This is a genomic window from Rhizobacter sp. (assembly GCF_031412495.1).
In the GTDB taxonomy this organism is placed as follows: Bacteria; Pseudomonadota; Gammaproteobacteria; order Burkholderiales; family Burkholderiaceae_C; genus Schlegelella_A.
On the sequence record NZ_JANODC010000076.1, the window covers coordinates 1 to 9,810 of the forward strand.

Genomic DNA, 9,810 nt, shown 5'->3' on the forward strand with positions numbered 1-9,810 from the left:
CTGGGCCAGCAGCGAGCGCGGCACCTCGGCCACCGATCCGGAGAGGACGATGACGTCGAACGGGCCTTCCACCGGAAGCGCCTTCGAGGCGTCGGCGATGACCACGCTGACGTTCATGACCCAGGCGCGCTTCAGGTTGTCGGCGGCGAAGCCGGCGAGCTCGGCGTCGATCTTGACCGTGGTCACGTGCTGGCTCTTGTGCGCGAGCAGCGCCGCCATGTAGCCGGAACCGGTGCCGATCTCGAGGACGCGCTCGTGCCGCTGCACGGCGAGTTCCTGGAGCAGCCGTGCCTCGACCTTCGGCGCCAGCATCGACTGGCCGTTCGGCAGCGGCACCTCGGTGTCGACGAAGGCCATCGATCGGTAGGCGGGCGGCACGAAGTCCTCGCGCTTGACCACCGACAAAAGCGACAGGACGCCCTGGTCGAGGACGTCCCACGGCCGGATCTGCTGCTCGATCATGTTGAAGCGGGCTTGTTCGATGTTCATGCGGCGGTGGCGGTGCTTCGGGCGGTTGCATTCTCTCCGGCCTCGGGTCGGCCGGGGTCAGGGTTGGGCGAGGGTCCGCTCGTCCGCGAGCGGGGCGGCGGGAGCGATGCGAAACAGGCGCCGCCGGGCCCAGCGGGCGAGGTCGTCTAGGTAGCAGTAGACGACCGGCACGACGACGAGGGTCAGCAGCGACGACGTGATCACGCCGCCGATCACCGCCTGGCCCATCGGCGCGCGCTGCTCCGAGCCCTCGGACAGGGCGAAGGCGAGCGGGATCATGCCGAAGACCATCGCCAGCGTCGTCATCAGGATCGGCCGCAGGCGGACTTCGGCCGCGTAGAGGAGGGCGCTCTCGCGGTCCATGGGCTGCCCGGTCGTGTCGCCCCGGCTCGCGTCCGTGCCCACCTCGCCGCGCTGGGCCCGGATCGCGAAGTCGATGAGCAGGATCGCGTTCTTCGTCACGAGCCCCATCAGCATGACGACGCCGATGATGGAGAACATGTTCAGCGTCGAGCCGAACAGCAGCAGCGTCAGCACGACGCCGATCAGCGTCAGCGGCAGCGAGCTCATCAGCGCGAGCGGCTGCAGGAAGCTGCGGAACTGCGAGGCCAGGATCATGTAGATGAAGACGACCGCCAGGGCCAGGGCGCCGAGCGCGTACTGGAACGACTCGGTCATGTTCTTGGTCGACCCGCCGAACGAGTAGCGGTAGCCGGGCGGCCAGGCGACGGCATCGAGGACCTTGCGGATGTCGGCCGAGACGTCCCCCGAGCTGCGCCCGAAGGCATTGGCGTCGACGTTGATCTCGCGGTTGAGGTCGCGCCGGTTGATCTGGTTCGGCCCGGTCGAAGGCGCGATGTCGGCGACCTGGGCCAGCCGCACGACGCGCGGCGAGCCGTCGGGCGCCGGCGCGACGTTGATCGGCAGGCGCTGCAGGTCGCTCAGGGCGTAGCGGCTTTCGGGCGCCAGGCGGACGTTGACGTCGTAGTTCTCGCCGTCGGGCGCGCGCCAGTTGCCGACCAGGGTACCGGCGACCAGCGTGCGCAGCGAGTTGGCCAGCATGTTGACGTTGAGGCCGACGTCGGCGGCGACGTCGCGGCGGACCTCGATCGCCACCGTGGGCTTGTCCGGCTTCAGCGTCGTGTCGAGGTCGACCAGGCCCGGGATCCTGGCCAGCTGCGCCGTGATCGAGCGCGACAGCCGCTCGAGCTCGGCCAGGTCGGTGCCCTGGATCGAGAACTGCAGGCTCTTGCCGCCGCCGAGGTCGGTCTGCCCGATGTTGGTGACGGTGATGCCGGGGATGCGGGCCAGGCGCTCGCGCAGCGGCACGGCCATGTCGGCGACGCTGCGCTGCCGGTCCTTGCGGTCGACCAGGCGGACGTAGGTCGCGGCGTAGATCTTGCCCGCGGCCTGGCCGCTGTTGATCGTCGTCACCGTGTAGCGGACCTCGGGCATCTCGCGCAGCACGGCGTCGACCTGGCGCGCCCGCATCTCGGTGACCTCGAGCGACGAGCCGACCGGCGTGTGGTAGTTGACCTGGGTCTCGGAGAAGTCGGCCTTGGGCACGAACTCGGCGCCGAGGATGGGGATCACGAAGAAGCTCGCGCCGAAGGTGAGCGCGGCGATCGCCAGCGTGGCCGGGCGATGGCCGAGCGACCAGCGCAGGATCGACTGGTAGTTGCCCGAGAGCCAGACCGTGAAGCGGTCGAACAGGCCGGTGACACGGCCGATCGTGCGGTCGTAGCGGCTGGCCGGGCCCGCGCCGGCGCCGTGCCGGCGCTCGGCCTGCGGGTCGTGCCAGACGCTGGAGAGCATCGGGTCGAGGGTGAAGCTCACGAACATCGAGATCAGCACCGCAGCGACGATGGTCAGGCCGAACTCGTGGAAGAACTTGCCGACGATGCCGCCCATGAAGCCGATCGGCAGGAACACGGCGACGATGGACAGCGTCGTCGCCAGCACCGCCAGGCCGATCTCCTGGGTCCCGGCGAGCGCGGCCTCGTGCGCGCTCTTGCCCATCTGCACGTGACGGACGATGTTCTCGCGAACGACGATGGCGTCGTCGATGAGCAGGCCGACGCAAAGCGACAGCGCCATCATCGTGATCGTGTTGATGGTGAAGCCGAACACGTGCATGAAGAGGAAGGTGCCGATCAGCGCGATCGGCAAGGTCAGGCCGGTGATGACGGTCGAGCGCCAGGAATTGAGGAACAGGAAGACGATCAGGATCGTCAGCGCCGCGCCTTCGAGCAGGGTCCGCTTGACGTTGGCAACCGAGACGCGGATCGAGCGCGAGTTGTCGCGGTTGACCTCGACGCGCACGCCGGGCGGCGTCAGCCCCTTGGCGTTGTCGAGCGCGCGGTAGAGCCCGTCGACGACCTCGATCGTGTTCTCGCCCTGTGACTTCTGCACCGACAGCAGCACGGTGCGCTGACCGTTGTAGAGGGCCAGGCTCTCGAGCTCCTGCGGCCCGTCGACGATGTCGGCGACCTGCCACAGCTTGACCGGTGCGCCGGCGGTCCCGGCGCCGCCGAAGCTCTTTTTGGCGACGACGATGTCGCGAAAGTCCTCGGGCCGCTTCAGCCGGGCGTTGATCTGCACCACGCGCTCCTGCTCGCGCGAGCGCACGGCGCCGAGCGGCAGCTCCTGGTTCTCGCTGCGCACGGCGGCCACCACCTGGTCGACGCCGATGCCGAGGGCTTCCATCGCCGCCGGCTTGAGGTAGACGTTGATCTGCCGCTCGAGGCCGCCGACCACCGCGACCGAGCCGACGCCGCGCACGTTTTCCAGCCGCTTCTGCAGAACCTGCGAGGCCCAGGTCGTCAGCTCCTGCGTCGAGTAGGCCCCCCTACCGCCTGCGGCGGCCCCCCCGAAGGGGGCAACGGACTCGCTTGGGGCGGCCCGGCGCTCACCCTCGCGCCGGCCGTCGTCGGACAGCACGGCGACGTTGAAGATCGGCACGCTCTGCGGGTCGAAGCGCGACACGCGCGGCTCCTTGACCTCCTCGCGCAGGAGCGGGCGGACCAGGGCCACCTTCTCGCGCACGTCCTCGGCCGCCTTGCGGCCGTCGACGTCGAGGTTGAACTCGACGATGACGACCGAGGTGCCCTCGTACGAGCGCGAGTAGAGCGTGCTGATGCCGGCGATCGTGTTGACCGCTTCCTCCACCTTCTTGGTAACCTCGGCCTCGACGATTTCCGGCGACGCGCCGGGATAGTCCATGACGACGACAACGGTCGGGAAGTCGATGTTCGGGAACTGGTCGACCGCGAGCCGCTGGTAGCTGAACAGGCCGAGCACGACGAAGGCCAGCATGACCATCGTCGCCAGGACCGGGTTGCCGATCGAGACGCGGGTGAACCACATGCAGCGAGGCCTAGCGTGCCGCGGAGGCGGCCAGCGGTGCGGCAAGCGGTTCGGCCGCCCTTGCCGTCTCGGCCGGAGCGAGCCGCACCGGCGTGCCGTCGCGGACCAGGCCGGCGCCCGCGGTGAGCACGGTCGCGCCTTCCTCGACGCCGGAAGCGATCTCGACCCAGGCGTCGTTGCGGACGACGCCGCGGGCGCCCAGCCGCACTTGCGTCGCCATCGCCTTGCCCTCGCGGACCTGCAGCACGTACGGCTGGGCCTGGTCGGTGCGCACCGCGGACAGGGGCAGGGCCAGCGCTCGCGTGCGGTCGAGCTCGATCGCGCCGCGCACGAACAGGCCCTGGCGCAGCGTCGGCTGCGGCTCGACCGCGAGGTAGACCATGATGGCGCGCGTACCGGCCTGCGCGCTCGGGTTGATGCGGGCGACGCGGGCGTGCACCGGCGTCGCCAGGCCGTCGACCTGCAGCGTCGCCGTGCGGCCGATGGACAGCGAGGCCACTTCTTCCGGCGCGAGCGCCGCCTCGAGCTCGAGCTGGGCGAGGTCGACGATCTCCAGCAGCTTGGCATCCAGCGAGACGCGCTCGCCCGGCTGCACCAGGCGCTGCGAGACGAGCCCGGCGATCGGGGCGACCAGGGTCGCGTCGGCGCGGCCCTTCCTCGCCAGCGCCACCGCCGACATCGCCGCCTGGTAGGTGGCCCGGGCGCCTGCCTCGTTGGAGATCGAGGTCTCGAGCCCGGTCGGCGAGATGAAGCCCTGGGCGACGAGGGCGCGGTTGTTCTCGAGCGCGCGCGCGGCGATGTCGAGCTGCGACTTGCTCGATGCCGCCGTCTGCTCGGCCTGGCGCAGCTTCAGCTCGAGCTCGGTCGTGTCGAGCTGGCCGACGACCTGGCCGGCGCGGACGCGGTCGCCTTCGCGAACGGTCAGCGAGGTCAGCTCGCCGGCGACCTTGGCCCGAACGCTGGCGCTGCGCACCGCCTTCAGGCTGCCCGAAACCTCGAGCGTGCGCGCCAGCTCGATGCGGCGCGCGACGACGACGTCGGCGGCGGCGAGGTCGAGGCCGCTCGGCACGGCGGTGGCCGCGGTGCCGGCAGCCTGCGGCTTGCGGGCGATGACCACGCGTGCCGCGGCGCCGGCCAGCAGGACGGCGGCGATGACGACGATCGCCCATTTACCGGTGCGCGTCATCGCGGTCGGCCCTGGCGCCTGGCCGGCCGAGCCGTGCGCGGCTCGAGACCGTGCAGAACGAGGTCGATATGCGCTTCGATGATGGGCGTCGGGTCTAGGCACGCGGCGGCCGAGCAGGCACCGAGGGAATGCTTGTTCATGACGAGAAAGAGCAGCGGCCCGACGAGCGCGTGCACGACCTCGCGCACCGGCACCTGGCGGAACTCGCCGCAGTCGATGCCGCGCTGCCGAGTTCGCCGAGCATGCGCTCGCACGGCAGCGTCACCTCGTCGATGTAGAACTGCGCGATCTCGGGAAGGCTGCGGACCTTCGACGGGCGCGTCAGCTTTCGACGCTGTCGCGACGGCGTCACGCCGGCCGGCAACGCGGGGGACAGGGACATGAATGACTTACTGACTCTTCGGTCAGCAAGTGTAGGGGCGGGCTACTGCCGCGTCAGGCATGCGGCACAGCTTGCCGAACGCGTCGGCGCCGTCGGCAGGCTGTGCAATCTCGGGCGGGCGCGGGGCCCGCGGGGATCAGCTCATCGCCTTGTACTGGTCACGAAGGGTGCGGACCTGGTCGTGGTTGCGCTTGACGCCTTCGTACTGGCGCTGCACCACGCTCATCACTTCCGGCGACAGCGGCTCCTTCAGGGCCGCGCGGTAGCGTTCGAGCGCCGCGTCCTCGCCGCGTTCGCACTCGTCGAGCATGGCCTGGTCGCTCTTGCCGGTCAGCGTGCCGACGACGCTGACCCAGCCGCGGTGCACGGCGCCGGAGGCCGAGCCGCCGGTGTCCGCCTTGCCGCCGAGGCTGGCGACGAGCTGCTGCAGCTCCTCCGCGCCTTGGCGGCAGTCCTGGGCCCGGCTGTTGAACAGCGTCCGCAGCTCCGGTGCCTTGACGTGCTCCGCACAGGTGCGAAAGCCGTACTCGCCGTCCTTGCAGGTCTCGATGAGCGTGTTGAGTTGGTCGATCGTGTCGTCGGTGTCCATGGGATTCCCTTCGTTGCAATGAACCGGCAGAGGCAAGCCACGTTCCCGCCGGGCGGCGGTGGCCGTCGCTAAGATGCGCGGCTTTGCCCTTCAGGAGAGCGATTGGATTCCGTGCTGCTCGTCAAGGCCGCCCTCATGGGCATCGTCGAAGGGCTAACGGAATTCCTGCCGATCTCCAGCACCGGCCACCTCATCCTCGCCGGCTCGCTGCTGGGCTTCAGCGGCGACAAGAGCAAGGTGTTCGAGATCGCGATCCAGACCGGGGCGATCTTCGCCGTCATGATCGTCTACCGCGAGCGCCTGCGCTCGACCCTCGCCGGCCTCGGCGACGATGCGAAGGCACGCCGCTTCGCCCTCAACGTCGCCATCGCCTTCGTTCCCGCGGTGCTGCTCGGTCTCCTCTTCGGCAAGGCGATCCAGGCGCATCTTTTCACCCCCACCGTCGTCGCGTCGACCTTCATCCTGGGCGGGTTCATCATCCTCTGGGCCGAGCGTCGGACGCGCCCGGCGACGGTCGAATCCGTCGACGCGATGCGGCCACGCGACGCGCTCGGCGTCGGCCTCTGCCAGTGCCTGGCGCTGGTGCCGGGGACCAGCCGCTCGGGCGCCACGATCATCGGCGGCATGCTGCTCGGCCTGTCGCGACAGACAGCGACCGAGTTCAGCTTTTTCCTCTCCATCCCGACGCTGATCGGCGCCGGTGCCTACAGCCTGCTGAAGGAGCGGGCGCTGCTGTCGGTCGCGGACCTGCCGGTCTTCCTCACCGGCCTGGTCTTCTCGTTCATGGCCGCGTGGGTGTGCGTGCGCTGGCTGCTGCGCTACATCGCCACGCACACGTTCACGCCGTTCGCGTGGTACCGGATCGCTTTCGGCATCCTCGTTCTCGCCACGGCCCAGTCCGGGCTGATCGACTGGGCCGGCTGATCAGGCCGGACGCCTCGCGAAGACCAGGTCCCACACGCCGTGGCCGCGGGCCAGGCCGCGGTTCTCGAACTTCGTGACCGGCCGCGTCGCCGGGCGCGGCACGAAGCCGTCGGCGGTGTTCACCAGGAGCGGCTCGGCCGAGAGCACGGCCAGCATCTGCTCGGCATAGGGCTGCCAGTCGGTCGCGCAATGCAGCAGGCCGTGCGGGCCGAGCCGGCTCGCGAGCAGCTGCACGAAGGGCGGCTGCACGAGCCGACGCTTGTGGTGCCGGGTCTTGTGCCACGGGTCGGGGAAGAACACGTTGACACCCGCCAGCGATGCCGGCTCGACCATCTTCTCGAGCACCTCGACCGCGTCGTGGCGGACGATGCGCACGTTGGCCGCGCCGGTCTCGCCGATCTGCTTCAGCAGCGAGCCCACGCCCGGCGGGTGCACCTCGATGCCGAGGAAGTTCGTCTGCGGTGCCGCCAGCGCCATGCCGATCGTCGCCACGCCCATGCCGAAGCCGATCTCGACGACCAGCGGTGCGGCGCGGCCGAACGCGCGCTCGACGTCCAGTGGCCGATCGGCGAAGGGAAGAAGGAAGCGCGGCGCCAGCTCGGCGAGCGCGCGTGCCTGGCCGGGCCCGAGGCGACCCGGGCGAACGACGAAGCTGCGGATCCGTGTCGTCGGCTGCGAACGCGGGCGCGGGCGCGTGCGCGGGAGCGGTGGGTCGGTCATCGTGGCTTGCGCCGGCCGGGCTCGGACCCTCGCGCTGCCTATAATTATCCTTGCCTGCCGCGGGTGTAGTTCAATGGCAGAACGGCAGCTTCCCAAGCTTCATACAGGGGTTCGATTCCCCTCACCCGCTCCAACGGCCCGCCTCGTGCCGCGCCGCACGCCGCGAGGCGCCGGGCTCAGTCCGGCTCCAGGCGGCCGATGACAGGGGCCGTGTCCTCGAAGTCGGGGCGCATCTTTTCCTCGGGCGGCTTGCGGGCCGGCAGGCGGCGGATCTCGGCAAAGGCGCCGCTCCCGTCGCGGGGGGTCAGCCCGAACAGCGTCTTGCGCGCCGTGCCGTCGTTCGCATCGCGCTGGCGCCAGCGCCAGAAATCGATCGTCTTGGTGTTCTTCCCGCCGGTGGACATGCTTACTCCATCGTCGCTCCGAGATCGTCACGCAGGCTCGCGAGCGATTCTCGAACGCGGCCCTCCCCGAGGGGTTGACGAGCGTCAAAGCGGGGCTGAATCTAGCGGCTGCCGGTGACGCGCGTGTGTTCTTAAGTAAAGCAATGCAAGGACGTCCGCAAGAGTTCTAACCCGCGCTACCCTGCCATGCAGCAGGCGTCGTTCGGACGCGCGTGGAGTCGTCATGGCATCGTCCCGCCCCTTCGTCGCAGCCCTCGCGGCCGCCCTCATGGGCGTCGGCACCGCCGGGGCGGCGCACGCCCAGTCGCGACCCCAGGCCGAACGCGTCCAGTCGCGCGTGCAGGTCGAGAGCGTCGACGTCGAGCAGGTCGAAAGGCTGGCCCCCGGCGTGCCGCTGAACTTCAGCGTCTACGGGACGCAGGGTGCCGCAGCGAGGCTGCGCATCGACGGCGCACGCGGCGTGGTCGACCTGCAGGAGACGCAGCCCGGCATCTACGAGGGCAGCTACGTCATCGGCCCGCAGGACCGCATCCGCGCCGACAGCCGCGTCACCGCGACCTTGTTCCGGGGCAGCGCCGTGGCGGAGTCGACGCTCGAGGAATCGCTGCAGCTCGGCCAGGGCGACGTGGCGCCCATGCACGGAGCTGCGAGGCCCGTGCCGACCGAGCGCATGGAGGCCGTCGAACGCACGGAGCGCGTCGAGCGCGGCGCGGCCGTCCCGCCCTCCGGCGGTCGCTCCGTCCGTTCGGCCTGCGAACGCTGCGGCATCGTCGAGTCGGTCCGTGCCGTGCCGGGGGCCGCTGGCTCCGGCAACCTGGGTGCGGTGTCGGGCGCCCTCATCGGCGCGGTGCTGGGCCAGGAGGCCAGGGAGGCGCACATGCGACGCATCGCCCGCATTCATGGCACCGTCACCGGGGCGCTGACGGGCGGTCGCGCCGAAGGCGACGCGGCCACCCGCTACGAGGTCCGCTTCCGGATGCCGAACGGGCGGACGGAGTCTCGCAGCTACCCCGATTCGCCTGCGTTCCAGGTCGGCGACCGGGTCAGCCTCGATGCGGCGGCACCGGGGCCGGCCGACCCGACGTCCCTCCGTCCCTGACCGGCCGCCTACCGGGTCGGCCGCAGGCGGAATCCGCTGTCATGGAGCTCAGCGCGGGCACGAGCCGGCCTGCCAGGTCGTCCCTGCCGATCGTTCGCGGCGTGCCGGCGCTGCTCGAGTGCGCCGCGGCGCTGGCCGTGATCGTGCTGCTGCTGCCGGCGTTTGCGCAGGTCGCCGGGCTCGGTGCCGGCCGCGACGATCGCTTCCGCTCCGAGGGCGGGTTGGCCGTCGGCGAGTTGGCTGAACCGGTGCTGCCCGAGCTTTGCGCGAGCCTTGGCGGGCTCGCCGATGCGTCGGTTCGCGAGCCGTTTTGCAAGCCGGACGGAGCGGCCCGCTCGAGCCTGCGGATGCTCGCGCCTTCGCTGCCGACCGTCCTGGCGCAGCGTCTGCAGCAGACCGCGCAGGCGTTCTCCATGCCGGTCCGCCAGGCCGAGCTCCGTCTGCAGCGATGGCGGCTGCAGGCCGCGCAGGCGGCCGACGGCGACCCGGCGATCGCCGACGCCATCGCCGCCATCGAGGCGGACATCCAGCCTTACATCGATCGGTTCCAGCTCGCACGCGACGGCGCCGCCGGGCCGGCACCGCTGCGCTGCGCGGCGCGCTGGGCCGAGGCCGCGCTGGCCGACACGTCCGGGCCGGCCGGCGACGGCG

Annotated in this window: 10 protein-coding genes and 1 tRNA gene; 5 read left to right on the forward strand and 6 right to left on the reverse strand. The window is 70.7% G+C overall.

The features are described 5' to 3' along the window. The 3 genes from AC30N0_RS02710 to AC30N0_RS02720 form a co-directional block, all read right to left on the reverse strand. A partial coding sequence (locus AC30N0_RS02710; RefSeq protein WP_489516398.1) for a protein-L-isoaspartate O-methyltransferase family protein occupies positions 1-489 on the reverse strand: 489 nt, incomplete at its 3' end. 57 nt (positions 490-546) lie between these two features. Next, positions 547-3,855: an efflux RND transporter permease subunit gene (locus AC30N0_RS02715; protein ID WP_489516399.1), complete on the reverse strand. Its 3,309-nt coding sequence runs from the start codon at positions 3,853-3,855 to the stop codon at positions 547-549. A 10-nt stretch (positions 3,856-3,865) separates the two neighbouring features. Then, positions 3,866-5,041 carry an efflux RND transporter periplasmic adaptor subunit gene (locus AC30N0_RS02720; RefSeq protein WP_489516400.1) on the reverse strand — a complete coding sequence of 392 codons (1,176 nt, stop codon included), beginning with the start codon at positions 5,039-5,041 and terminating at the stop codon, positions 3,866-3,868. 128 nt (positions 5,042-5,169) lie between these two features. On the opposite strand from AC30N0_RS02720, the gene AC30N0_RS02725 reads away from it, so the two are divergent. Beyond that, positions 5,170-5,319 carry a hypothetical protein gene (locus AC30N0_RS02725; protein WP_489516401.1) on the forward strand — a complete coding sequence of 50 codons (150 nt, stop codon included), beginning with the start codon at positions 5,170-5,172 and terminating at the stop codon, positions 5,317-5,319. Positions 5,320-5,559: 240 nt separating this feature from the next. On the opposite strand, the gene AC30N0_RS02730 is transcribed toward AC30N0_RS02725, so the two are convergent. Beyond that, positions 5,560-6,012, reverse strand: coding sequence for a ferritin-like domain-containing protein (locus AC30N0_RS02730; protein WP_489516402.1), 453 nt, complete (start codon positions 6,010-6,012; stop codon positions 5,560-5,562). A gap of 102 nt (positions 6,013-6,114) precedes the next feature. Between AC30N0_RS02730 and AC30N0_RS02735 the strand changes: the two genes are divergently transcribed. Further along, positions 6,115-6,936 (forward strand): undecaprenyl-diphosphate phosphatase, encoded by an 822-nt coding sequence (locus tag AC30N0_RS02735; protein WP_489516403.1) that lies wholly within the window; start codon positions 6,115-6,117, stop codon positions 6,934-6,936. Here the strand turns inward: AC30N0_RS02735 and trmB are convergent, their stop codons facing one another. Continuing rightward, the gene (trmB, locus tag AC30N0_RS02740) at positions 6,937-7,656 is read right to left on the reverse strand and encodes a tRNA (guanosine(46)-N7)-methyltransferase TrmB (RefSeq protein WP_489516404.1); all 720 of its coding nucleotides are present in this window, start codon (positions 7,654-7,656) and stop codon (positions 6,937-6,939) included. It lies immediately after the preceding gene. 59 nt (positions 7,657-7,715) lie between these two features. On the opposite strand from trmB, the gene AC30N0_RS02745 reads away from it, so the two are divergent. Continuing rightward, a tRNA-Gly gene (locus AC30N0_RS02745) sits at positions 7,716-7,789 on the forward strand. 43 nt (positions 7,790-7,832) lie between these two features. Here the strand turns inward: AC30N0_RS02745 and AC30N0_RS02750 are convergent. Next, complete coding sequence (locus AC30N0_RS02750) at positions 7,833-8,060, reverse strand: hypothetical protein (protein WP_489516405.1); 228 nt, start codon at positions 8,058-8,060, stop codon at positions 7,833-7,835. 223 nt (positions 8,061-8,283) lie between these two features. Between AC30N0_RS02750 and AC30N0_RS02755 the strand changes: the two genes are divergently transcribed. Further along, positions 8,284-9,159, forward strand: a complete 876-nt coding sequence (locus AC30N0_RS02755; protein ID WP_489516406.1) for a hypothetical protein — start codon at positions 8,284-8,286, stop codon at positions 9,157-9,159. 41 nt (positions 9,160-9,200) lie between these two features. Continuing rightward, the coding region (locus AC30N0_RS02760) for a hypothetical protein (protein WP_489516407.1) at positions 9,201-9,810 on the forward strand (610 nt) is incomplete at its 3' end.